The 26,405-nt window shown below is 34.5% G+C and carries 19 protein-coding genes; 8 read left to right on the forward strand and 11 right to left on the reverse strand.

The features are described 5' to 3' along the window. Positions 1 to 43: 43 nt before the first annotated feature. Positions 44 to 1,156, reverse strand: a complete 1,113-nt coding sequence (locus JJQ60_RS09610; protein WP_201919081.1) for an ABC transporter permease — start codon at positions 1,154 to 1,156, stop codon at positions 44 to 46. Between the two features lie 7 nt (positions 1,157 to 1,163). After that, entirely contained in the window at positions 1,164 to 3,299 is a 2,136-nt protein-coding gene (locus tag JJQ60_RS09615; RefSeq protein WP_201919083.1) for a carboxy terminal-processing peptidase, read from the reverse strand. Positions 3,300 to 3,472: 173 nt separating this feature from the next. Between JJQ60_RS09615 and surE the strand changes: the two genes are divergently transcribed. From surE to JJQ60_RS09640, 5 genes are all read left to right on the forward strand, one after another. Next, positions 3,473 to 4,255, forward strand: a complete 783-nt coding sequence (gene surE / locus JJQ60_RS09620; RefSeq protein ID WP_201919085.1) for a 5'/3'-nucleotidase SurE — start codon at positions 3,473 to 3,475, stop codon at positions 4,253 to 4,255. Continuing rightward, positions 4,248 to 4,544, forward strand: coding sequence for a hypothetical protein (locus JJQ60_RS09625; RefSeq protein ID WP_201919088.1), 297 nt, complete (start codon positions 4,248 to 4,250; stop codon positions 4,542 to 4,544). Before surE ends, JJQ60_RS09625 begins: the two co-directional genes overlap by 8 nt. Positions 4,545 to 4,587: 43 nt before the next feature. Continuing rightward, the gene (gene lpxB, locus JJQ60_RS09630) at positions 4,588 to 5,700 is read left to right on the forward strand and encodes a lipid-A-disaccharide synthase (RefSeq protein WP_201919090.1); all 1,113 of its coding nucleotides are present in this window, start codon (positions 4,588 to 4,590) and stop codon (positions 5,698 to 5,700) included. 16 nt (positions 5,701 to 5,716) lie between these two features. Next, positions 5,717 to 6,223, forward strand: coding sequence for a C40 family peptidase (locus JJQ60_RS09635; protein ID WP_201919092.1), 507 nt, complete (start codon positions 5,717 to 5,719; stop codon positions 6,221 to 6,223). 133 nt (positions 6,224 to 6,356) lie between these two features. Beyond that, entirely contained in the window at positions 6,357 to 8,408 is a 2,052-nt protein-coding gene (locus tag JJQ60_RS09640; protein WP_201919094.1) for a ComEC/Rec2 family competence protein, read from the forward strand. Between the two features lie 22 nt (positions 8,409 to 8,430). On the opposite strand, the gene JJQ60_RS09645 is transcribed toward JJQ60_RS09640, so the two are convergent. From JJQ60_RS09645 to JJQ60_RS09670, 6 genes are all read right to left on the reverse strand, one after another. Then, positions 8,431 to 9,714 carry a serine hydrolase domain-containing protein gene (locus tag JJQ60_RS09645; RefSeq protein WP_201919096.1) on the reverse strand — a complete coding sequence of 428 codons (1,284 nt, stop codon included), beginning with the start codon at positions 9,712 to 9,714 and terminating at the stop codon, positions 8,431 to 8,433. A 361-nt stretch (positions 9,715 to 10,075) separates the two neighbouring features. After that, a complete protein-coding gene (locus JJQ60_RS09650) occupies positions 10,076 to 11,038 on the reverse strand; it encodes a hypothetical protein (RefSeq protein ID WP_201919098.1) in 963 nt (320 codons plus the stop codon). A gap of 401 nt (positions 11,039 to 11,439) precedes the next feature. After that, positions 11,440 to 11,979: a thioredoxin family protein gene (locus JJQ60_RS09655; RefSeq protein WP_201919100.1), complete on the reverse strand. Its 540-nt coding sequence runs from the start codon at positions 11,977 to 11,979 to the stop codon at positions 11,440 to 11,442. 97 nt (positions 11,980 to 12,076) lie between these two features. Beyond that, the gene (locus JJQ60_RS09660) at positions 12,077 to 13,645 is read right to left on the reverse strand and encodes a peptide MFS transporter (protein ID WP_201919101.1); all 1,569 of its coding nucleotides are present in this window, start codon (positions 13,643 to 13,645) and stop codon (positions 12,077 to 12,079) included. Positions 13,646 to 13,653: 8 nt separating this feature from the next. Then, positions 13,654 to 15,045: a peptide MFS transporter gene (locus JJQ60_RS09665; protein ID WP_201919103.1), complete on the reverse strand. Its 1,392-nt coding sequence runs from the start codon at positions 15,043 to 15,045 to the stop codon at positions 13,654 to 13,656. Between the two features lie 17 nt (positions 15,046 to 15,062). After that, a complete protein-coding gene (locus JJQ60_RS09670) occupies positions 15,063 to 17,234 on the reverse strand; it encodes a S9 family peptidase (protein ID WP_201919105.1) in 2,172 nt (723 codons plus the stop codon). Between the two features lie 178 nt (positions 17,235 to 17,412). Between JJQ60_RS09670 and JJQ60_RS09675 the strand changes: the two genes are divergently transcribed. The 3 genes from JJQ60_RS09675 to JJQ60_RS09685 are packed head-to-tail and all read left to right on the forward strand — an operon-like array spanning position 17,413 to position 20,592. Continuing rightward, on the forward strand, positions 17,413 to 18,777 hold the full coding sequence (locus tag JJQ60_RS09675; protein ID WP_201919107.1) for a hydroxymethylglutaryl-CoA reductase, degradative: 1,365 nt from the start codon (positions 17,413 to 17,415) through the stop codon (positions 18,775 to 18,777). 7 nt (positions 18,778 to 18,784) lie between these two features. After that, positions 18,785 to 19,729: a GYDIA family GHMP kinase gene (locus tag JJQ60_RS09680; RefSeq protein ID WP_201919108.1), complete on the forward strand. Its 945-nt coding sequence runs from the start codon at positions 18,785 to 18,787 to the stop codon at positions 19,727 to 19,729. Between the two features lie 14 nt (positions 19,730 to 19,743). Next, on the forward strand, positions 19,744 to 20,592 hold the full coding sequence (locus JJQ60_RS09685; protein WP_201919110.1) for a hypothetical protein: 849 nt from the start codon (positions 19,744 to 19,746) through the stop codon (positions 20,590 to 20,592). On the opposite strand, the gene JJQ60_RS09690 is transcribed toward JJQ60_RS09685, so the two are convergent. The 3 genes from JJQ60_RS09690 to JJQ60_RS09700 form a co-directional block, all read right to left on the reverse strand. Continuing rightward, positions 20,593 to 22,089: a hypothetical protein gene (locus JJQ60_RS09690; protein ID WP_201919112.1), complete on the reverse strand. Its 1,497-nt coding sequence runs from the start codon at positions 22,087 to 22,089 to the stop codon at positions 20,593 to 20,595. Between the two features lie 146 nt (positions 22,090 to 22,235). Beyond that, positions 22,236 to 23,462 (reverse strand): 2-oxoglutarate dehydrogenase complex dihydrolipoyllysine-residue succinyltransferase, encoded by a 1,227-nt coding sequence (gene odhB / locus JJQ60_RS09695; protein ID WP_201919114.1) that lies wholly within the window; start codon positions 23,460 to 23,462, stop codon positions 22,236 to 22,238. Positions 23,463 to 23,527: 65 nt separating this feature from the next. After that, the gene (locus JJQ60_RS09700) at positions 23,528 to 26,302 is read right to left on the reverse strand and encodes a 2-oxoglutarate dehydrogenase E1 component (protein ID WP_201919116.1); all 2,775 of its coding nucleotides are present in this window, start codon (positions 26,300 to 26,302) and stop codon (positions 23,528 to 23,530) included. Positions 26,303 to 26,405 lie beyond the last annotated feature (103 nt).

The raw sequence follows: 26,405 nt of genomic DNA on the forward strand, positions 1-26,405 counted from the left end.
CACTGATTCATCAGTATAATAAATGTAATATACCTATACACATTTATCCTTTCACGTCTAAAGCATCTCGTAATGCATTACCAATAAGCATAAATGCCATTACAAGACTCATAATTGCCAGCCCTGGAATTATTGCTAGATATGCTTTCCCTAAAATAATATAGGAATAATGATCTTTAATCATTGCTCCCCAGCTTGGCATAGGTGGTTGGGCTCCTATGCCTAAAAAGCTTAAGCCACTTTCGATAAGTATTGCTCCCGCAAAATTTGCCGCAGAAATTACGATTACCGGCGCTAAGCTATTAGGTAATATATGTTTAGTTATAATCCTAAGATTAGTAAATCCTAACGCTCTTGCCGCGGTTACATATTGCATTTGTTTTACACTTAGTACTTGCCCCCTAACAACACGAGCAACTTCTACCCACATCGTTAAACCTACTGCTATAAAAACTTGCCAAAAACCTTTACCTAAGGCCAAGGTTATTGCTATGACTAATAATAGTGTTGGGATAGACCAGGTTACATTAATTAGCCACATAATAGCAGCATCTATTTTGCCTCCAAAATAACCCGCCATTGCACCCAGAGATATTCCTAATAGTAAAGAAATTAAAACAGCGACAAACCCAATAGAAAAAGAAATTCTGATCCCCACGAGCATTCTACTCAATAAATCTCTTCCATATTTATCTGTTCCTAAAATGAATGTTTGAGAAGTGATGTAAGTATCTACAATCTCATTTGGCGTCATATGATCAGGAAAGGCCTCTAATTTAATTTCTTTTGTCACTCCTTTGATCTCACCCTCACTATAGGGAGAAACCTTTAATACGTCTTTTTTTAAGGAATAATGCTCTATAGGAATTTCAGTATCCGTATTTTTTTCTCCAAAAAACAGCTTATCAAATAGTGATTGAGTTGTAGTTTCTTGAGAAGGGATAGTCAACATCTTAACACTAAACCCAGGTGGCTTAGAATGAATTGACAAATGCATCTGATTAGCGTTCTGAGAATTATCAGGAGCTAAAACATATGCCAATATTGCAATAATTGCACACAAAACAATGAAATAAAAACTCAAAACGCCCCAAAAATTCTTCTTGAATTTTTGGAGCGCTAGTGTACTTAAAGACTTTGATTTTGCTTCAGGCATTAATGTATTAATTCTTAAGTGTAAGAGGGTTTTTAGATCTTCTAATATTATTGATCTTCATATCCTCTAATACACTAATCGCTTCTTCTACATAAACATCTTTACTAAGATCTTTATGCCATCTTTTTCTTTTTTCAGCTAAAATCGAATCCTTTTTGATTAAATCTTGCTCATAAGGAAGAGACTCAAAAGTAAGGTCAGTTTTATAATCATCTATAGCTCCAAAGCGTTCTGCTTGCTTTTCATTAAGCTCGATATTCGCCTTATACTTTTCATATTTCAAAGAGTAGATATCTACATCTCTTTTTTGTCTTACCCATTTAGCATTTTCTTCAATCAATTTCAATTGTTCATTTTGAGACATTCTTGATTTACTATTGCTAATGGTCTGATCAAAATCTATATACCCATCCCATCTCTTATAATCAGCAGCAGGTATTTTATCCCATGGTAAAGGGTTTTCTTGATCTTTCTCTCCAATATCAATATAACTATAACGATCTGGAACCACTACATCACTCTTAACACCTTCTAATTGTGTAGATCCCCCGTTAACTCTATAAAATTTTTGAGTTGTAAGTTTTAAAGCTCCCAGGTCTCCAAAATCATTACTACGCATCCATCGGTTAAGGTCCATTACATTTTGCACTGTTCCTTTCCCGTATGTTTGCTTACTTCCGATAATAATCGCTCTTTTATAATCTTGCATAGCAGCGGCCAAAATTTCTGAAGCAGAAGCAGATAATTCATTCACTAAAATTACTAATGGACCATCCCATAAGATATTTCTGTCTTTATCACTTAATACTTCTGGAGACTCCCCTTTGGTACGAACCTGAACTACAGGTCCTTTTTCTATAAATAATCCCGCAATATCAACTACGGTTTGAAGCGAACCTCCTCCATTATCTCTTAAATCAACAACTAGACCATCCATGTTTTGCTCTTTAAGACGTATAATTTCTTGTTTTACATCTTTAGCGGCATTACGCTGGTTATAATCCTGCATATTAAAATAAAACTTAGGTAGATTAATGACCCCAAAAGCTTTATCGTTTTTCTTTACAATTGAAGATTTTGCATACGTTTCTTCTAACTCTACAACATCTCTAACAATTTCTACAACCTCGGTAGTTCCATCCACTTTTTTTACAGTAAGCGAAACCTTTGTTCCTTTTGGCCCTTTTATTAAACTTACAGCATCATCAAGACGCATTCCAACTATGCTTACAGGCTCTTCTTCATCTTCTTGTTTTACTTTCATGATAAAATCTCCAACCTCAACTTTATTACCTCTCCATGCAGGTCCTCCTGAAATGATTTCAATAATTTTAACGTTGTCATTTTTCTTTTGTAGTCTAGCTCCAATACCTTCTAATTTACCAGACATAGCAATATCAAATCGATCTTTATCTTGTGGAGCAAAATAATATGTATGTGGGTCAAACTCTTCTACAATAGAATTGATATAAATAGAAAACCAATCTTTACGTTCTAAATCATCGGCAAATTCAAAATATTCTTTTAGTGAAGTCATTGTGTTTTCGCGAGCTTCTTTCTCTAACACATCTGGTGTTTTACTTTTATAATCGCTGTTTTTCGCTAAAGAATCTGTTTGCTCTTCATACTTATCATAATAGCTAGACAGCGCATTAAACTTAAGCTGAAGCCTCCAACGATTAGTCATTTGCCTTTTATTTTCTACATACGGTAATTTTTCATAATCCGTATCAATAGCTTCATCTTTTTCAAAGTCAAAGGGTACTTTTAGGATTTCTTTGTACAAGGATCTGGCTTCGATCATTCTTTTTTGTAATCGATCATAGGTAAGATTAAAAAAAGTAATATCCTTATTTCTAATCTCATCATCTATAAGCTTCTCATATTTCTTAAACTCTTCGATATCACTTTTATAGAAGTAACGCTTAAGAGGATCTAAAGCATCTATATAATCAGAAAAAACCTCTTTAGAGAAATCATCATTAATATCTTTGGCATCATAATGACCCTTTCCTAATACATAACTTATTAAATCAATCAGCAGCTTATCTTTATCCGGGTCATTTTCAACTTTAGTAGTAAAACTGCATGAAGCAGCAGAAACAATCACGGCAAGCATCAAAATCAAAAAACTCTTTTTCATACGCTCAATAAAATTTAGGGGTTTTTTATGGCAAAATACATTAAAAATCATGCCAACATCAGGTAATAATACTAAATTTTTCTTAAATGAACTAATATTATTTCTTCCTCTTCATTTATCTGCCAATTCGTACAAAAAAAATGTATTTTTACCTTCATAAAAAATTCTAAGCTATGGCTCAAAAAAGACCCTTGATTTTAGTCACTAATGATGATGGAATTACCGCACCCGGTATACGCGCATTAATAAGTGTTATGAATGAAATCGGGGATGTTTTTGTTGTGGCCCCCGACAGCCCTCAAAGTGGTATGGGGCATGCAATCACTGTCAATAACACCTTGTATTGCGATTCTATTGTTGTTGACAAAAATGCGCCTCAAAAAGAATATAGTTGTTCTGGAACTCCTGCAGATTGTGTTAAAATGGCATCTCGTCAGATTCTTGACCGACAACCTGACTTATGTGTCAGTGGTATTAACCATGGATCGAATGCTGCAATTAATGTAATTTACTCGGGAACTATGAGTGCAGCTGTTGAAGCGGGTATCGAAGGAATACCGGCTATAGGGTTTTCATTACTTGATTACTCTATGGATGCAAACTTTGAGCCTTCTAAAAAATATGTCAAAAAAATTGTTGAGAATGTACTTAAAAACGGGCTTCCAAAAGGCGTAGTACTCAACGTAAATATTCCTAGGCTACCTGCCGAAGATATTAAAGGTATCAAAATTTGTCGCCAGGCCAATGCACATTGGGTAGAAGAGTTTGATAAAAGAGTAAACCCTATGGGCAGAGAATATTATTGGCTTTCTGGCAAATTTATTAATGAAGATAAAGGAGAAGATACCGACGAATGGGCGTTAAGGCAAGGATATGTCTCTGTTGTACCTACCCAATTTGACTTAACCGCTCATCAATTTATTCAAGAATTAAACAACTGGTCATTACATGATTAAAAAAGAAATAAGTATTGGTTTTTTAGCAGGTTTGATTATCAATAGTATTGGATTCGTAATTTGCGTATTCATCTTTTCTGCTCTTAACCGGGTGGATCTCTCCTTTACAGAAACTATTAAGGCTTCAATAAAAAATGACTCCTTTGGTAGTCTTATTGTACTGGGAGCAATACCAAATCTGGTTATTTTCTTTTGGTTTTTGAAGAAAAACAAACCATATCGTGCTCGTGGCGTGCTTCTTGCAACACTTATTGCAGCTATTTGTATTGCAATTAGTAAATTTGGATAACATTCGGCAGAATGTAAATTGTATTTTTTAATGATATAAATGCATGAAATATTACTTAATCGCAGGAGAAGCATCTGGTGATTTACACGGTGCTAACCTTATGAAATCTATTCTTAAAGAAGATCCGCAAGCCGAATTTCGGTTTTGGGGAGGTGATCTTATGCAAGCTGTTGGCGGATCAATAGTGAAGCATTATCGAGATTTAGCGTTCATGGGGTTTATTGAGGTACTGTTAAACTTATTTACCATTCTAAAAAACATAAAGCTTTGTAAACAAGATGTTATAGAATATCAGCCCGATGTAATCGTATTTATAGATTACCCTGGGTTTAATTTACGCATTGCACAATGGGCTAAAGAAAAAGGATTTAGAACGCACTATTATATATCTCCCCAGATATGGGCATGGAAAGAAGGAAGAATTAAAACCATAAAGAAATGTATTGATATGATGTATGTAATACTTCCTTTTGAAAAATCGTTTTACGAAGACAAACACGAATTTCCTGTTCAATTTGTTGGGCATCCTTTAATAGATGCTATTGCAGATCATAAACAAATCCTGCCTGAAACTTTTAAAAATCAGCATAACCTTGATGATCGCCCTATTATTGCTATACTGCCAGGAAGCAGGAAACAAGAAATTCGAAAAATGCTCGAAGTAATGCTCACCGTAGTAGATGGGTTTCCTGAATATCAATTTGTTATTGCTGGAGCACCCAGCCAAGATGCTTCATTCTATACTCCCTTCATCAAAAAGCAAGGAGTACATCTGGTCATGAATCAAACCTATGACCTGTTAAGTCTTAGTAATGCAGCTTTGGTAACTTCGGGAACCGCTACCTTAGAAACAGCATTGTTTAAAGTTCCAGAAGTTGTATGTTACAAAGGAAGTTATATTTCATATCAAATTGCAAAACGAGTAATTAACCTGGATTATATTTCTCTTGTAAATCTTATTATGGATAAGCACGTAGTGACAGAACTTATACAAAGTGATTTTAATACTAAAAAACTTAAAGAAGAACTTACTAAAATAACAGACAGTTATAATCGAGCAGTGATGTTTTTGGATTATTATGACCTAGAAAAGAAATTGGGTGGTAAAGGCGCCAATGATAAAACTGCTAAATTAATTGTCGAATCCATACAATAATAAAATAAGCCCCAAAATGAAAAAAATAGTTTATTACCTACTAGCTATACTCAGTTTCGCCATTGCTTCATGTGGCAGCTCTCCTAAAGACAGAGTCATCGTCTCAAGTAAAAAAACAAAAACTACTAGCAATCCCAGTAACAAAAAGATTAAAAGCATTGTTAGCTACGCTAAAACATTTAATGGAACTCGATACAAATATGGCGGAACAACCAAAAAAGGAATGGATTGCTCTGGTCTGGTATATACCTCATTTAAGAAAGAAAATATCATCCTGCCAAGAACCTCAAAAACAATGGCTACACAAGGAAAACCAATCTCATTAAAAAAGGTTGGTATTGGTGATTTGCTGTTTTTTAAAACTAATAAGAGAAAAAATGTTATTTCTCATGTTGGATTAGTTGTTGAAGTTAGAGGAACCATTAAATTTATACATGCTTCTACTTCTAGAGGGGTTATCATCTCTAGCCTAGATGAAAAATATTGGAATAAAGCATTTGCTCTCGCTAGAAGGGTGCTATAAACTACACTTTTAAAATATCTGGTAGTTAAAAAATAATTCCAGTTACGAAAAATGAAACTAGCATCTCGTATCATTGTATTGTGAGTGCTGGTTGTCTTGATGGTCTCACATAAAAATCATCTAATTACACCCTGTGAGGCTTCTAAACACACCCTTTATCATCCTTACGTTGTCAACCATTATAGGCATTGTTTTAGGGTATTATCTTACCATAGATATCGCATCAGTTTTATTCAGTTTTTTTGTTGCTATTACTCTCCTTGGAATTTCATGGAAACGATCAAAAAAGATATTTCATAAAGGGATAAGCTTTTCGTTTATTACAATTATCGCTTTCATCATTTTTGGTTTTGTTTTGGTCAATATTCATAATCCAAAAAATGATGCTGAGCATTATACCAATCTTTTTTCGAGTACCGATTTTAGTGAAAACTCATATGGAATTCAATTTCACATTAAAGAAAGATTAAAACCCAGCAATTATTACCTGAAATATATAGTTTCTATTGGTCTTCTAGAAAACAAGATTGCAAAAGGACAGCTACTGTTGCTTATCCCTAGAGATAGTTTAAATACCACATTAGAGATTGGTGACTCCTACACCGCTTTTGCAAAAATAAAACCTATCCCCATTCCTTTAAACCCCGATCAATTTAATTATGCGAAGCATATGAAGAAACAATATGTCTATCATCAACTACGGGTTTCTAACTATAGACTACTTAATAATCATAATCCCAGGTGGTCTATCTTAAGTTTGACCGACAAGCTCAGGAAGCATATTAACACACAACTTACAAAGCATTCTTTTACATCCGAACAATTATCAATTATAAATGCCTTGCTTTTGGGTCAAAGACAAGATATAGATCAACAAACATTTTATAACTATAGAGATGCCGGAGCCATACATATTCTAGCTGTATCTGGATTGCACGTTGGAATTATTCTATTGATTCTAAATATGATTTTAAAACCTTTAGATCGATATAAACGACAGGGCAAAATTTTCAAGCTAGTCATCACCCTTATTTTACTCTGGTGCTTTGCAATAATAGCCGGATTATCACCTTCTGTAATTAGAGCGGTTACCATGTTTTCTTTTATGGCCATAGGTGCACAAATCAAGTCTAAAACCAGCATCTATAATTCGTTATTTGTTTCGATGTTTGTTTTGCTTTGCTTCAACCCTTTGTTATTGTTCTCGGTGGGCTTCCAGTTAAGTTATCTAGCCGTCTTTGCTATTGTTTGGATGCAACCTATACTTGCCAGGAGATATAACCCAAAGTTTTATTTTACTAAAAAGATTTGGGAAACTTTTACCGTGACGATAGCAGCCCAACTAGGATTATTACCGCTAACGTTGTTCTATTTTCATCAGTTTCCTGGCTTGTTTTTTGTTTCCAATCTAATCATTATTCCATTTTTAGGAGGAATATTGACATATGGCATCATAGTGATCATATTGGCCTCTATAGGAATTTTGCCTCAACCAATTGCATCTCTATTTGGCAATTGCATTGATCTTATGAACGGTTTTATAGGCTGGGTTGCCAGACAACACGATTTTATAATCACAGAAATCCCTTTTTCGTGGAGGATGCTTGGTATCCTTTACATAGTGATTATCACAGGGGTAACAACCCTTCAAAAACATGAAAGAAGAAGACCTTACAGCTTAATAACCAGCATTATTATGATGATGTTCATTGTATTATATGAAAAACATACGGTATCTAATCGTGAAGAGTTGATTATTTATAATAATTATCGTAATACCACTATAGGTGTTCTTAAAAATCAAAAGCTTCAAGTATACAGTAAACATAAGATCTCTATTAAAGCCCAAAGCTTTTTATTTGGTAATTATCGCATTAAGAATCATACATCTCTTGACACAACCTTTATAACCTTAAAAAATACATATCAATATAAGAAACACGCCATTCTGATTATTGATAGTACATCAATATATGCGATCAAAAAATTTCAACCAGATATTATAATTCTATCCAACTCGCCAAAAATTCACTTAGAAAGAGTAATAAATAAGCTATGTCCACAACAAATTGTTGCCGATGGAAGTAATTATAAAAGTTATATCGATCGATGGGAAAAAAGTTGTACTAAAAACAACATCTCTTTTCATCGCACAGATAAAAAGGGAGCCTTTATATTGAAATGATAGAATATAGAATAAGTCCTCTTTATATTACTACTAGTGATTCATTTATATACATATCAGTATCAATAGATACTGAATTTAAAACCTCTTGCAGTATTTTATGTATTTTTGGGATACAATCTTTAGCTATTTTGTTTGGACTATTAAACAGTACACAAATTCCTATATCTTCATTGGGATAAATCGCGATTTCACTTCGATAGTTATTAACCCCACCACCATGATGAATTACTGTATTTAATTCACCAGTTTTAGCGTCGTTAAATTTATGAATACGCCATCCTAACCCGTAATACGAAGCTTTATATCCCGGCCATCTCTGATAATAGTTTCTTCTTCCGCCTACTTGGATTTTTGGATTAAAAATATCTTCTATTGTACCTGGCATAAGAACATCTGGATTATTCCCTAATAAAAATTTCATCCATTTGCCCATATCGGTCACACTGGCATTAATACCTCCTGCGGCTACAGCTTTGTAATATTTTTTATTAATTGGAAGTGGTCTCCACCCTCTACGGATACGTTGATGTGGCATTGCTACATTATCAGATTCTTGCAACGCTTCATAACTTGCAGAAGCCGTTGACATATGTAATGGATCAAAAATCTTGTTTTGAAAAACTTCTTTTAAAGGTTTACCCGAAATTCTTTCAATAATCTCACCACTCATAGCAAAAATTGCATTTTGGTAATTATATATACTTCCAGGTTCTTGTAGGGGTAAAACTTCGTTAAAACGTCCTGCTATTGTAGTTAAATCTAATCCATCTTCTACAAGATTTGTAAAGCTATGATATGGTAACCCTGCTGTATGGGATAATACATTAGCTAAGGTAACTTTATTTGTGGATGCCTTACTGGCAAGTCTAAAATTAGGAATGTGGTCAATAATTTTATCTTCCCAGTTTACCAACCCTTCTTCAACATGGATCCCTGTTAAAATTCCTGCAAAACCTTTAGATACAGAACCGATTCTAAATACAGTCTTGGCATCAATTGTATCTTTTAAGACTGCATTTTTATTACCGAAACCTTTAGCATAGATAATAGAGTCACATTTAACAATAGCAACGGCAGCACCTACAATTTGATGCTTTTCTAACGCCTCATTAAAATACGCTTGGATAGATTCTTCCAATTTTTGTTTTTTTAGATCCGGCAAAATAATTTCTGGTGGTTGTGGTTGCGGATAAATAACAGCTTGAGGTTGTTTTGGGAGTTCTGGATGTTCTACAAATGCAAAAGAAAAAAGCACTGCAATTAACAACATAGTGGGGGCGGCTATGATAATTATTTTTTTCATAAATAGGTTTCGATTCAAAAAACTGATACAATAAAGTTGAACTATTTGACTTTATTATCTTTTTCAAACCGGATTTGGGTATTATTTTTTTCGGTTTATGATATAGGTAACGCATACTATTTCAATTAATTGTATTGAAATTTAAAATTTAACAAGAAAAAGATGATGCTATTTCTGACATCTCTTTAAATTTTATGTAAATGAACCTAAAAAAACTTCTTTTAATCGGATTCAACTATGCAGTTTTCAGTTAACTATACATGATTTTTAATTGTATCAGTACATACAGAAGCCATGACTTAACTTCAAAAAAAAGAGGCTTACTATAATTGGAAGCCTCTTTTCTACATAAATTTTATTGTTAGTCTTTTTTTACAGCAATATAATATGAACATACAGTTCCGGAATCTCCATATCCATGATCTTTAGAACGTGTATGCGCACCAGGTCTATCAACCGTTATACTAGTCAGTAATCTACCCCAAGAATTAAATGTAGATTTTGCACCACCACTTACGGTTGCATATCCCGGAGGAGTGCGAATTAGACTTTCAGCAAAACCACCAGAAGCATCTTCACAATTATCACCCATTAACACATTAAGCGATCCAAAATTCGGAATGTTATTTTTTATTCCAATGGCATATGATGTAATAGATGCAGCAGATGGAGCCACATGGTCCTTGCCCTTAGCAACCCAAGAATTTCCAGAAGGATAAGACGCCGTTAATAGGTTACCTGCTCCTGACCAATTTACTTTTGCCCCTCCAGAAATAAGTTTAAAACCAAAAGGCACAGAAGCTGAAGTAGAAGGATGTGATGCTACAGCAGATGTATTTGAAAACAGTTGTAAACTATTTTTCAACTCCTCCTCAGGTATATAATTCCCATCATTATCCTTTAAACGGATACCTATAGCGACTACTTCAAACCACCATACTCCATTGCCGTATAAATGTGCTTTTGCTTCTGCTCTCCAGCCTCTAAACTCATCTGCTCCAACGGTTGGTGCAGACATCGTTAACAAAGCACCTGGGTCACCAGGCTGTACAGAGGCATGTGTAGAACCTCCAATACAAACAAATCCTTCGGGAACATATACTGTCAGTGATTCTAAATTAGATCTTTCTTGTATAAGTTTTCCTGTAACAGACACTTCAACTCTTCCAGATGCATCAGTATATATAATCGGTGAATTAGAGTTTTTTGATAAAGAATTCTCTACCAAATCAGTATTTTCTTGTGTAACACTGTCTTCTACATTATCTTTTTCGCAGGAAATTATCCCAATAGTTAACAGCACTAAAAAAAAAGTTTTTTTCATTGTTTCAATTTTAAAATGGTTTATGATTCATTACTCTCGGCAATTATACCTTGAAAAATACTTACTGAAGTACTGTATCTTCATATTGTTGAAGATCCAGAACTAATTTTAGCTAAAAAATCCATCCAGGTATGAGCATATACTCTATGTTATACAATACTACCAAACATATGCTTCGAAGTATAGCGCACGAATATTATACAGACATACAGTTAAGTGTTTCGATTTTCTTGTCTACTGATCAAATAGTTTAGTCTAGGAAGATTTAAACCTAACAGATAAGGTCTGCTATATAAACTTGGAACGATTACATGAAACCCAGTTGTATTAAGCGTTTAAAAGCAAAGAACTTTTTCGCTTATCACGAAAAAATTCTTTATACATATAAAAAAGATATATTCTTAATTCGAAAAGGTACCCACAAATGATTTTTCGTATTTCTTCCAAGCTTCTGCTGTGGTTAGTTTTTTATAATCATTATTATGGATCATTTTTAAGTATAACTCTAATTGTTGAGGAGTTTTAAAACCTACTACAGGAGCGATAAGATTTCCATTTTCATCAAAAAATACCATACTCGGGTATCCAGATATTTTTAAAGCATTGGCAAAAAAGTGCTGACTGTTTCTTCCTTTTCGGTTTGGATTATGATTAGGGTTAGTGTATGTAAAATTGTTATAATTTACCTCTTCGGTGCCTTCGGCATTAAACTTTACGGCGTAGTAATGCTTATTTACATAATTTACTACGTCTTTATTATGAAAGGTTCTTTTATCCAAAAGCTTACAGGGGCCGCACCAATCTGTATAAACGTCCATAAAAATCTTTTTAGGTTCTTTTTTCTGAGCCGCTAAAGCTTCATTTATAGACATCCAGTTGATTTCTTGTGCCTGGGTAGATAGACACAATAAAAATCCTAGAATCGTAAGTAGGTTTTTCATTTTTGATAGTTTTTATAGTATGTCGGAAACAAAAACCGTTCCTTATTTAAAAACTTTACTCGTCTTTGGGAAACGAGTAAAGTTACACATTATTATTTTATCGCACACCGTGCATGAGTTTCTTAAGCAATGGATTTAATATAATCATAATACCACCTGCTGCTACAGGTACGATTGTAAATATTAAAAAGAAGGTTGACAACGAATATTCGCTAGTTATTTTATCAATCATTCCACCTAGCTGTCCTGCAGAACAATTCCCAATAAAAATTGCCAGGTACCATACCCCAAACATTAAACCAATCAGTTTTGGTGAAACCAGTTTACTAACATAAGATAATCCAACCGGGGACAAGAACAACTCACCAATGGTATGAAACAAATATGCCAGAATTAACCATACCATACTTACGGCAGCAGTTTCTGCTCCTTTTGGAATGGTAATAGCACCAAATGCTAAGAGTGCAAAACCAAAACCTAAGAGTATGAGCCCTAGTCCAAACTTTACAGCTGCAGAAGGGTTATACTTACTTTCCCATAACTTTGAAAATAATGGAGCGAATGAAATGATAAACAATGAATTTAAAATCCCAAACCAAGAGGCAGGGACCTCCGTAGTATCTGCATTAAACTCACGATAGAGTTTCCACACTACAATTGTCCAGATTATAGCAAAGCTAAATCCTAAAATACTATTTGATAATGATATTTTTCTAAAGGTTTGAACAAATAACTTATATAACACCCAAGTAATAATTACTAAAGGCACCAAGGTTATTATAGCATCCACCACTTTAAAAATTGTAGCGCTATCACCTACTAAAATTCGATTTGTATACTTACTTGCAAAAATGGTCATCGAACCACCTGCTTGTTCAAATGCTGCCCAGAAAAATATAGTAAAGAAAGCCAAAATTGCAACTACGATATATCTATCTTTTTGAACTTTTGAACTTACTTTTACTTCATCTACTACTTCTTCAACAGTATCTTCAATTGCATCATCTATATCATCTAGTTCTAATTTTTCTTTGGGAGATAACCCCACTTTTTCAAAAATACTTCTACCAAACCAGAATTGAAGCATTCCTAAAAGCATAAATATCCCTGCTAAACCAAAACCAAAACTCCAACTTACCTTTTCGCCTATATATCCACAAAGCATAATACCAAGAAAAGCTCCGGCATTAACCCCCATATAATAAATGGTATATGCGCCATCTTTCTTTTCTTCGTTCTTATCATACAAACCACTAACAATAGATGTTAAATTGGGTTTGAACAATCCATTACCAATAATCAGACATGCCAATCCTACATATAGAAATACAGGAGTTTCTACTGCCATAGAAATATGACCTAAGGTCATAAATAATGCTCCGAGCGCTACAGCTTTTCTATACCCCAGAAACTTATCTGCAATAAATCCTCCAAATATCGGTGTAAGGTATACCAAACCAGTGTACCAACCGTATAATTTAAGTGCATCTTCATTACTCCAAGCCCAACCTCCATCGATGATTTGACTCGTTAAAAATAAGACGAATAGCGCACGCATTCCATAATACGAAAAGCGTTCCCACATTTCTGTAAAAAAAAGAACAAATAATGAAGGTTTATGCCCAAGTAAACTAAATACTTTCGAATCGTTTGTTATCGTACTCATGGAATATCTTATTCTGCATCTGCTAATTCAAAACCTTCAGCTTCTTCGTGTATGGTCCCTTCTTTATCTTCAACACCATGAGTAAGCACCTCTAGCTTTTTTCTGAATAGCATCACGATCGACCCAAAGACTACACAAAAAACTGCGATTCCCGTAAAAATTGCAAACTCTCCTTGACTTTCTGCCCATTCTCCTAATAAACCTGCTAGTTTATTTCCGAAACCTGTCATCGCAAAATAAACCCCCATCATTAGCGCGCCATATTTAACAGGTGCTAATTTGGTAATAAAAGAAAGCGCAACCGGTGATATACAAAGTTCTCCAATAGTATGAAATAAGTATGCCAATACTAACCAGTACATAGCCGATGATCCATCTGCACTAAACTCCATAGAAGCGGCAGTCATAAAAAAGAATCCTGTTCCCATAATAATAAGCCCAATAATCATTTTGAATAATGAACTGGACACTTTTCCTTTTAGTTTTCTATTTGCCCAATATATAGCTACAGAAGTTCCAAGGAAAATAATAAACATCGCATTTAAGGATTGAAACCAAGATGCAGGAACTTCCCATCCCATCAACATTCTATTTGTTTTTTCTTTGGCATAGATATTCATCAGTCCACCAGCTTGCTCAAAAGCTCCCCAGAAAACGATCACTAATAAAAATGAAATCAATAAAACTACGATCCTATCTTTCTCAATTTTAGTTAATGGTTTTTTCATTGCTTCTTTATCTTCAGTTTTCTCTGAAGCTCCTAAAAAGTTACCTACACTGGCAAGATACTTCTGCCCTAATAAATACTGTAATAACCCTAGAGCCATCCCGATCCCAGCAAGACCAAAACCATAATGCCATCCATGCACTTCTCCAACGTACCCGACAATTAAACTTGATAAAAATGCTCCGAGGTTAATACCAATATAAAAAATGGTAAATCCTTTATCTCTTCGTATATCTCCTTGCTTATACAGTCCTCCGACCATGGTTGAAATATTAGGTTTTAACATTCCTACCCCAGCAATAATTAAACCTAGACCAGAGTACCATGCCCACATCTCTTCTATTGCTAAAATACTATGCCCGGCTACTAACAAAATACCTCCTATTAATACAGATTTTTTTTGTCCTAACAATTTATCCGCAATCCATCCTCCTGGTATTGAGGCTACATACACTAACATTGTATACCATCCATATAATGCCAATGCTTCTCCAGATGACCATCCCAATCCTGGGTTCTCATCAACAGTCTTAGTCGTAAGGTATAATACAAAAAGTGCTCTCATTCCATAGTAGGAAAAACGCTCCCACATTTCTGTAAAAAATAATATGTATAATCCTACCGGATGCCCAAAAAGCTCTTTTTGATGAGCTGCTTTAACTGTATTTGCCATTATGTTTGTTTAATTAATTATAAGTTCTCTTTAATGAAGTTTGTCATTTTATTATATAAGTGTAATCGGGTATTACCTCCATAAATTCCATGATTTTTATCCGGGTAAATGGCCCAATCAAAATCTTTATTGGCTTGTACCAGAGCTTCGACTAATTGCATCGTATTTTGCACATGAACATTATCATCTGCACTACCATGTACTAATAAAAATTTACCTTTTAATCCATCTACAAAATTAATCGGTGAATTGCTATCGTATCCCTTTGCATTCTCCTGTGGAGTCATCAAATATCGTTCCGTATAAATAGTATCATAAAACCTCCAACTGGTTACCGGAGCCACGGCGATTGCCATTTTAAATGTGTTTGGTGCTTTAAACAGGCAGTTACTAGACATAAATCCTCCATAACTCCATCCCCAAATTCCAATTCTGGCAGCATCAATATACTCTAATGCTCCCAATTGTTTTGCTGCTGCAATTTGATCTTGCACCTCTAAGTTTCCGAGGTCATTTTGTGTTGCTTTTTTAAATTTAGCTCCTTTAAAACCTGTGCCTTTTCCATCTATACAAGCAACAATATAACCTTGTTGTGCAAGCATCATGTACCAATAATCATTAGCTCTGTGCCATGAGTTTTTTACCATCTGAGATCCAGGCCCAGAATATTGATACATAAACAATGGGTATTTTTTCTTGGGATCAAAATCTTTTGGTTTGATCATCCACATGTTTAATGTTTCACCATTAACTTCTATTGTAGAAAACTCTTTAGGCCGCACATCATATTGCGCCAGATTATCTAATAGAGTTTTATTGTTTTTGATTTCTCTAATCACTTTACCAGTAGTCCCATTATTCAATGTATACTCATATGGAGTTGTAGCATTTGAGAAATAATTAATATATAAACTAAAGTCAGCACTAAACTCTGCATCATTAATACCTTCTTTAGTGCTTAATCTCTTCTTATCTTTTCCATCCAGGGTTATCGCATAAACATCGCGATTAATGTTTCCGTTCTCAACACTTTGATACAATACCTTTTTATTTTTTTTATCATATCCATAGTACTGCGTAACTTCCCAATTACCTTTGGTTACTTGATTAATCAACTCACCAGTAGTTGCATAGTGGTAAATATGATTGTACCCATCTTTTTCGCTAGTCCAGATAAAGCTATTATCTTCTAAAAATGTTAGATTATCGGTAATATCGATATAGGCTTCATCTTTTTCATTAAGTACTACTTTTGGAGTTTTTGTCTTAGCGTCTACAAAAATTAAATCCAGATTATTTTGATGTCTGTTCATTACTTGTACACTCAAAATATCTGGATTTGCTGTCCATTTAATTCTTGGAATATAAAAATCCTTATACTCTCCAAGTTTGACCTGATCTAAGGCCATTGCATTGATATCTGCTATAAACAATGACACTTTTGCATTTTTTTCTCCTGCCTTAGGGTATTTAAAAACATCTTGTTTTTGATACAATGCTTTACCATAAACATCCATAGAAAATTCAGGAACTTCTTTTTCGTCAAATCTTAAAAAGGCAATTTTATTACTATCCGCACTCCAGTCAAAAGCTCTTACAAAAGAAAATTCTTCTTCGTATACCCAGTCTGTAATCCCATTAATAATTTCGTTTTTCTTTCCGTCATCGGTTAACTGAATCTCTTGACCGGTGACAAAGTTTAACATATAAATATTGTTATCCTGAACATATGCAATCTTATTACCATCTGGCGATAACATTGGAGATTGAATTTTCTTTTCGCTCACCTTAAACACACCATTAGAAGGAACATCATAAATATGATATATCCCTCTCGAAGAACGACGATATATTTGTTCCATCTCACTAGATAGTAAAATTCTATTTTCGTCTTTGCTAAAAGCATATCCCTGAAACGAATCTAACCCTTCAATAGAAGAAGAGCTTATCAACGTTTTTGCCTTTTCTCCCGTCTCATAATTATACACTTCAATATTGGTTGCTCCAGAGACTTTATCTTTTTCTAAAACAGAATATTGCGTTCCGTTTTTCATAGAATGCAATGATTGCAAATTTTCTGTTCTAAAAGCTCCTCCCCATATCTCTTCAAGAGTAAAAGCTTTGTCTTGGGCAGTAGTTAGAAGCCCAATAAATACTATAAATCCAAAAAACAATTTTGTAATCTTCATATCATATTTTAAAAATTGTTAACGCCAAGAATACTAAAAAATCCGTGAAAAATACAACAATTGATGTTAAATACAATAAAAACTCCAATAGTAAAGCAATATTTTTTATCAAATCATCAATCAACGTTTAAATTATCGATTCACAAAAATGATCTGAATCGGCTTTTTGAGTATGTAAATGATAAAACAGAATAGTATCTTTGAAGCATCAACAATAAAATACATAATGGCACCGGTAGTTTCTGGGTTTTCTAAACTCTCTAAAGCAGATAAAATCAAATGGTTAGCAGAGCATCATTTTAGTAATGACGCAACTGCTACAAATACATTAACCACCTACTGGAATTCTGATGATAGCTTACAGCAACTTCATGATGAATTTACAGAAAACACAATTTCCAACTATTACCTTCCATTTTCGGTTGCACCAAACTTTTTGATTAACAACACCCGATACACTTTACCTATGACTATCGAAGAAAGCTCGGTAGTTGCTGCAGCGAGTAAAGCTGCAAAGTTTTGGCAAAATCGTGGTGGTTTTAAAGCAGAAGTACTCTCTACGGTAAAAGTTGGACAAGTGCATTTTACCTATACTGGAAGCTATAAGAAACTAGCCCAGTTTTTTACAAGCGTAAAACCTGATCTATTACAATCGGTATCTTCGATTACCAGAAATATGGAAAAACGAGGTGGTGGAGTACAAGAAATAGAACTTAGAGACAAAACGGCCGAGATCGACAATTACTATCAATTGCATTGCACTTTTGAAACGGCAGATGCAATGGGAGCCAACTTTATCAATTCTTGTCTTGAACAGTTTGCAAAAACATTAGTTACCAAGGCTAAACAATACAATGGCTTTTCTGAAACAGAAAAAAATATTGAGATTATTATGAGTATTCTCTCTAATTATGTTCCTCAATGTATTGTTAGAGCTGAAGTTTCTTGCGCTATAGACGAATTACCCAACACAGATCAATTATCATCACAGCAGTATGCCAAAAAATTTGTGCGAGCTGTTCGCATTGCCGAAGTCGAACCTTATAGGGCTGTTACACACAATAAAGGTATCATGAATGGTATCGATGCCGTAGTTTTGGCCACTGGGAATGATTTTAGAGCTATCGAAGCGGGTGCACATGCCTATGCTGCAAAAGACGGAAAATACAAAAGCCTTACTCATGCCGAAATTAAAGATGATCGATTTATCTTCACTATTGAAATCCCGTTAGCCTTAGGTACTGTTGGTGGTTTAACATCGTTACACCCTTTAGTAAAACTAGCTTTACAACTTCTTGGGAAACCTAATGCAAAAAAACTAATGGAAATCACTGCCGTAGCAGGGCTTGCACAAAACTTTGCAGCAATAAATTCATTAATCACCACAGGAATTCAACAAGGCCATATGAAAATGCATTTGATGAATATCCTGAATCAATTTAATGCTACGGACCAAGAAAAAGAACAACTTGTTGAATATTTTAAGACCAATACCGTTACTCATAGTGAAGTGGTAACTCAAATTGAAAAATTAAGAGCATAAAGCAATCATGAAAAAGTCCTTTTATAGTCACGGTAAATTATTGCTTACAGCAGAATATCTTGTATTAGACAGCGTAGAAGCTTTGGCATTACCTACAAAAAAAGGACAATGGTTATTTATTGAAGAGAATGATAGCAATTGCATAGAGTGGAAAAGTTTTGATCACGAAGGCCATATTTGGTTCGATACAAAAATCAACCTCCCTTTAGAAATTACAGCAGAAACAGAAAATACCGAGCAACCTGTTTTAAGTGATGAAGAAGGATTGGGAATTACCGAAACGTTACTCGAAATTTTAACCGAAGCCAAGAAATTGAATCCAAATTTTTTGTCTTCAGAAAAAGGATATGCTATAGAAACTCGATTAGAGTTTGATCGCGAATGGGGACTCGGATCCTCTTCTACCTTAATTAATAATATAGCTCAATGGGCAAAAGTTGATGCTTTTCTATTATTAGAAAAAAGTTTTGGCGGTAGTGGATATGATATTGCTGCAGCCCAGCATGAATTACCTATACTATATAAACGTACCGAAGGAAAACCAATACTTAAGGAAATAAATTTTGACCCGTCTTTTAAAGAGTACTTATTTTTTGTGTATTTAAACCAAAAACAAGATAGCAAGGCATCTATTAAACATTATCAATCCTTGCCTCTAAAAGATTTTGATACTGCAGCAAAGTCGGTTTCAGAAATTACTTATAAACTAATCGATTGTTCTTCAATAGAAGAGTTTGAAGAATTACTAAATACTCACGAAGAAATCATATCTAAAATCATAAAAACTGAAACAGTAAAATCTCGATTATTTTCTGATTACCCTAGAAGTATTAAAAGCCTTGGTGGTTGGGGTGGTGATTTTGTATTAGCTACAGGAAAAAAGGCAGATATGGATTATTTCAGAAAAAAAGGGTATACTACCATTATACCTTATTATGAAATGGTGTTATAATAAAACCTGCGTTTATGAAGTCGGATTTTACAGATATATGCACACTTCTTAACTCTGATAAAAAAGAACAACAATTACAAGGCATCACTCTTACTCTGAAGCATCCCAAGCTAAAAAAAGATATACAGCTTATAGAAGACATCATACAGGAAACCTTCTTTGAGCAATGCTCTAAATGGAGAGCCATTTTTAAAGCGGGTGCCACCTTTTTATCGTATCCAGAAATATTGTTATTAGCTCTTGAGGATTGGAAACTATATTTTCCCTTAAACGAACCACGAGGCTACACTTCTGAAATTCATAGCTTTCAACATTATACCGCTTATGCAGATCCTTGGTATGAGCAAGGTTATTATGATACCCCAGACAATAGAGTGTCTTTTAGGGATCATTTTGGGTATTTTAAAACCGCGCAAGAAAAATATATAGAACGTGTTGCCGGGTCTAAAAAAGTAACTTCACTTGTTACGTATTCTGGGTTACCCTCAAGCTATGCGAATTTACATGGTGGCATTGATCTCAAAAAATTCAAAAAAATTGACATGTATATCCAAAAACTCGAAAATCATCCAAAACGAAAAAAAAATCCATATCAAAAACTTTTGTTTTCAAGAATAGTTCCTTTGCAAAACACTTGGCATGGTAAACTATTGGCAAGCTATTGTATAGGCACATCTGAAAATGGTGATATTGAAGCCAAAGAAACCTATAAAAAACTTATTAATAAAGTTGCAAAATCATATCTAGTATTTGGTATAGAGACTGTGATTTGTGAATCTGGTGGTATGAGCCTAAAATATGGAACCCCAAATGAATTATTTGCCTATAACCAAGCCTCCTTGGTTTGGTTGTTAACCCTATGATCAAACATCTAATCCATAAATACCGATATTCACATCATTTGAAACATACAACTTATCTCCTTTTTCATTAAAGCATATGGCATCGATATCGATTTCTATTTCTTGTGTTGTTTTAGTGTCCAAATCTACAACATACAGATAATTAGAATACCCATAACGAGGGTCCCAGGCATCATAATGAGTTTGCGGTTTATAATACACCACTTTATTAATATTTTCGGTAAAAAGCGCAGCATGCACTATCTTTTCATTGGTCTCAAATGGATAAATATCGTCAGTATTACAAAACACTGCTTCTTTTTTCCAAAGATTACCTTTCTTAGTATAGATCAAAATACCATGTTCACTATAATCGGTCGTGTTTTCTTTTTCTAAGCGATCATCTGCATAAAAAGCATACTTGATATAATCCTCATCCACTGGATTTAGTAATACTAACCGATTACTCTTATTCAAAATTTTGCAGACAATACTCTTAAAATCATTATGAATAGGGACCGATATTTCCTCTACAGTTTCCCAAGTATCAATATTCTTAATTACTATTTCGTTTTTATCGGCTACTATACATTTATTTCTGTCATCCTCCAGAACAGAAAGCGCATATATCACCTCTGGCCATTTAGGTGGAGCATTGTTTGTAATATGCACATGTTCTTTTTCTATTGTAAAAGAATCTAATGACACCTTTACTACACTTTTCTTTTGATGATCATAAAAAAGAAAAAATGCTTCATCTGCAGAAACATCAATAGCAGTTTTATTATAAAAACGTTTATCTAATTCTCCATACCATTGGCTTTGATAATGAAAAACCTGAGTGTCGTTTTTCCAGACAAACACTTCTATTTTTTGTGGTTCATTCCATGTTTGATTAGGATTCTCTAACGTGTGTTGATACACAGCAACAATGCATCCATTATTACAGATTTTGAGATATTCGCAAGCACTATATTTACATTGCTCTTCTTTATTTATTTCTTTTAAAATGACGTGATCATTGGTTACTCTATCAATTTTGATAAAAAAATCAGCATTATCCAAAGAAACCATAACTGCCAATGTTTGCTCATCATCATCAACAGCAATAGCCATAATCTTATACTCATCATATGATGATGGGTTGCCTAAAAAATCGTTATACAAATCATGAGCATCCATATTTTTAGATTTATAAAAATCTGGATTTTCTTGATATGTCCTATATGCTTGGGCTTTAATCAATAAAAAATCATCATAAAAAGGCCTCAAAACAGCAAAACAAGCATACGGACAAGGCTCATTAGCATCAAGTTTTTTTTGCCAATTATTTGGCATTACTCTAAAGTGATAAGGCCAGAGCGTATCTAACATTTGTTCTACATAGATAAGGGTAGATTCTGGTATCTCATTTCCTTCGTTGACATATTCATCTATGGTTTTACAGAAACTATCCCACAACTCATACGTCGGAGTTTCATATATGATGTCATTCAATTTGTCTTCTATGTTTTCCATTTTTTCTTAAGAATAGGCGCTTTGGGGCTCTAAAAATATAAGCAATATTGTATTAAATACTATATGTAATTTATATTACCTTCTCTAAATAAAAAAACCTCAACGATAAAGTTGAGGTTTTTTTACTTCATATATAGAACCCGTTATTATAACTCTAAAGCTCTTGTTACATTATTATCCATTAGCAGTTCTACCGGATTTTCTAAGGCTTCTTTTACCGCTACTAAGAATCCTACAGACTCTTTACCGTCGATAATTCTGTGATCATAAGATAGTGCAACATACATAATTGGTGCTACAACAATCTGACCATCTCTTACAATTGGACGCTCCACGATATTATGCATTCCTAAAATTGCACTTTGTGGTGGATTAATAATTGGTGTAGATAACATACTTCCAAATACACCTCCGTTAGTAATGGTAAACGTACCTCCAGTCATTTCATCAACTGTGATTTGACCTTCGCGTGCTCTAATAGCCAATCTCTTTACTTCAGACTCTACTCCTCTAAAGCTTAAGTTTTCAGCATTTCTAATTACAGGTACCATAAGCCCTTTAGGTCCAGAAACCGCAATACTAATATCCTGAAAATCGTAGGATATCATTTCTTTACCATCAATCATTGAATTTACTGCAGGATACATCTGTAAAGCGCGTACACATGCCAATGTAAAGAAAGACATGAATCCAAGGCTTACTCCATGTTTACTTTTAAAAGCTTCTTTGTATTGACTACGAAGATCAAAGATAGGTTGCATATCGACTTCGTTAAACGTAGTAAGCATTGCTGTTTCGTTTTTCACAGAAACCAAACGCTCAGCAACTTTACGACGAAGCATTGATAGTTTTTTGCGTGACTCTCCTCTACCTCCAAGTCCCGGAGTTCCCATAGAAGGTTTAGCATCTAGTGCATCTGCTTTAGTAATTCTACCATCTCGACCAGTACCCTGTACTTGAGAGGCATCAATCCCTTTTTCAGCAAGAACCTTTTTAGCTGCCGGAGAAGCAGTACCTGTAGCATAGGTTTCCGTTTTTACAGGAGCAACTGGTGCAGGCGTCTCTACTTTTTTCTCTTCTGCTTTTGGTGCTTCAGTAACCGGAGCAGGTTTAGAATCTCCTCCTTCTGGTTTTGCAGCATCGGTATCAATAAGACAAACTACTTGTCCTACTGCAACAGCATCACCTTCTTCTGCCATTAGTGTGATAACACCACTTGCTTCGGCAGGCAACTCTAATGTTGCTTTATCACTATCCACCTCGGCAATTGCCTGATCTTTTTCAACATAATCACCAGACTCAACAAGCCATTGAGCTATTTCTACTTCTGTAATAGATTCTCCCGGTGATGGGACTTTCATTTCTAAAGCCATAATTCTGAATTTATCCTTTGTACAATTTCCTTTGGAAATCCGTTACTTATAGTTATTTATTTTATTTATCGTTTCTGATTATCTTTTGTTTTGTCAAAAACAAAATCAATTACTTCTTGATGTCTTCGTTTAGATCTCGTTGCACTACCTGCAGCCGGGGCTCCATATGGCCTTCTACTTGCAAATCTAAAACTTTTTGCATCATCATAATGCATTAGCATATGACTTAAAGCTCCCATATTGCGAGGTTCTTCTTGCGCCCAAACCACATCTTCAGCTTTGTATTTTTTAATAATTTTATCCATTTCTGAAACCGGAAGTGGAAACAACTGTTCAAGACGAACCAAGGCTACATCTTTTCTACCCTGTTTTTCTTTTTCTTCCAGAAGATCATAATAAAATTTACCAGTACAAAAAACCAATGACTTTACATCTTTTGCCTTGGCATCTGCATCATCGATCACCGTTTGAAAACTTCCTGATGTAAATTCTTTAACTGAAGAAAGTACTTTTGGATGACGCAATAAACTTTTTGGAGTAAATACCACTAAAGGTTTACGATATTTTGCTTTCATTTGTCTACGAAGTAAATGGAACATGTTTGCAGGTGTAGTCACATCGGCAACATACATATTATCTTTGGCACATAACTGAAGATAACGTTCCATTCTACCTGAAGAATGTTCTGCCCCCTGCCCTTCATAACCATGTGGCAATAGCATCACTAACCCGTTCTGTAACTTCCATTTATCCTCTGCAGACGAAATGTATTGATCCATCATGATCTGGGCTCCATTACTAAAATCTCCAAACTGTGCTTCCCAAATCGTTAGTGTATCTGGACTTGCCATGGCATACCCATAATCAAATCCTACTACTCCATATTCTGAAAGCAGAGAGTTGTAAATATAAAAATCACCCTGATCTCCATTAAGATTATTGAGTAAAACAACTTCTTCTTCGCTATCTTCAACCTTAACCACAGCATGTCTATGAGAAAAGGTCCCTCTTTCTACATCTTGTCCACTCATACGCACATCATACCCTTCTTTCAACAAAGATCCGTACGCCAATAATTCTCCCATAGCCCAATCTAGTTGATCATTTTCAAAAAACATTTTATGCCTTTGATCAATCAATCGTTCAATTTTTCTAAGGAATTTCTTATCTGAAGGAAGCTTAGTAATCACTTCAGCTATTTCAGTCAATTTATTTTTAGGATATGTGGTATCAACCACCTCCATCATTTCATCTTCTTGCACTCGTTCAAAACCAGCCCATTCATCTTGCATAAATGGAGTGATGATGGTTTTTTCAAGTTTACGAGAATCTTCTAATTCTTCTTCAAGCGAAGCTTTATAGTCTTTTTCAAGTTTTGTAACATACTCCTTATCGATAATACCATCTGCGATTAATTTATCGGCGTAGATATCTCTTGGATTTTTATGTTTTGCAATCGCTTTATATAATTTTGGTTGTGTAAAACGTGGTTCATCACCTTCATTATGACCATATTTACGGTACCCTAACAAATCAATAAACACATCTCGCTTAAAAGTCATTCTAAAATCCAATGCAAAATTAGCCGCATGTACTACCGCCTCTGCATCATCAGCATTAACATGCAATACTGGTGATAAGGTTACCTTACCGACATCAGTACAATATGTAGAGGATCTTGCATCCAAATAATTTGTTGTAAACCCAATTTGGTTATTTACAACTATATGTATGGTTCCTCCTGTTTTATATCCATCAAGCTTAGCCATTTGAACAATTTCATAGACTAATCCTTGACCAGCAATAGCCGCATCACCATGCACTACTATAGGTAGTACTGCGGATGTGTTTTCTTGATAATGACGATCTTGTTTTGCTCTTGTAATACCTTCAACTACCGCACCAACAGTTTCCAAATGTGATGGATTAGGCGCAATATTCATGTTGATATCTTTACCAGAATCTGTTTTTCGTTTTGAGGTCCAACCCAAATGGTATTTCACATCTCCATCAAAAACAGCTTCTTCATAATCTTTACCATCAAACTCACTAAAAATATCTTTAGGACTTTTTCCAAATATATTGGTAAGGGTACTTAAACGACCACGATGAGCCATCCCCATTACAAATTCTTTTACGCCCAGATCAGCTGCTTTTTCTACCAATGCATCCAATGCTGGGATAAGTGATTCCCCACCTTCGAGTGAAAATCGTTTTTGCCCAACATATTTGGTATGCAAAAAACTCTCAAACGAAACCGCCTGATTTAGTTTTTTAAGAATGTGTTTTTTCTGATCTGCAGAGAATTTTGTTCTATTGGTATTGAAGTTCACTCTGGACTGGATCCATTCGCGCTCTTCGGGATTACGAATATACATATACTCTATACCTATAGAATCACAATAGATTTGCTCTAAATGAACAACAATATTACTAAGCGTATTAGGGCCAATCCCAATAATCTCTCCGGCACTAAAAACGGTATTAAGATCTGCTTGACTTAACCCAAAATTTTCTATAGCTAGTGTAGGAGTATATTTTCTTCTTTCTCTAACTGGATTAGTTTTGGTAAACAAATGCCCCCTGGTTCTATAAGCATCTATTAAACGAACCACCTGAAATTCTTTTTGTACACTTTCAGGAACAGCCGTCGTTCCACCAGATTCTTTTTCAACATAAATGGTATCAGCTGCACCATTAGCGTTTTCCAGACCAAAGTCAAATCCTTGAAAAAAAGCCCTCCAACTTGGCTCTACGCTATCGGGGCTTTGTAAATATTGATCATATAACTCTGCAAAAAATGCGGTATGAGCCGCATTCAAAAATGAATATTTATCCATATGTAAGCATTCAATTGTCTTTATTATGACAAAACGCTACAAAAATACAACAATTACAATATATTGAACATCAAAATATTTATATTTATCTCATAATTTTTTA

The organism is Aquimarina mytili (genome assembly GCF_016735115.1).
Classification (GTDB): Bacteria; Bacteroidota; Bacteroidia; order Flavobacteriales; family Flavobacteriaceae; genus Aquimarina; species Aquimarina mytili.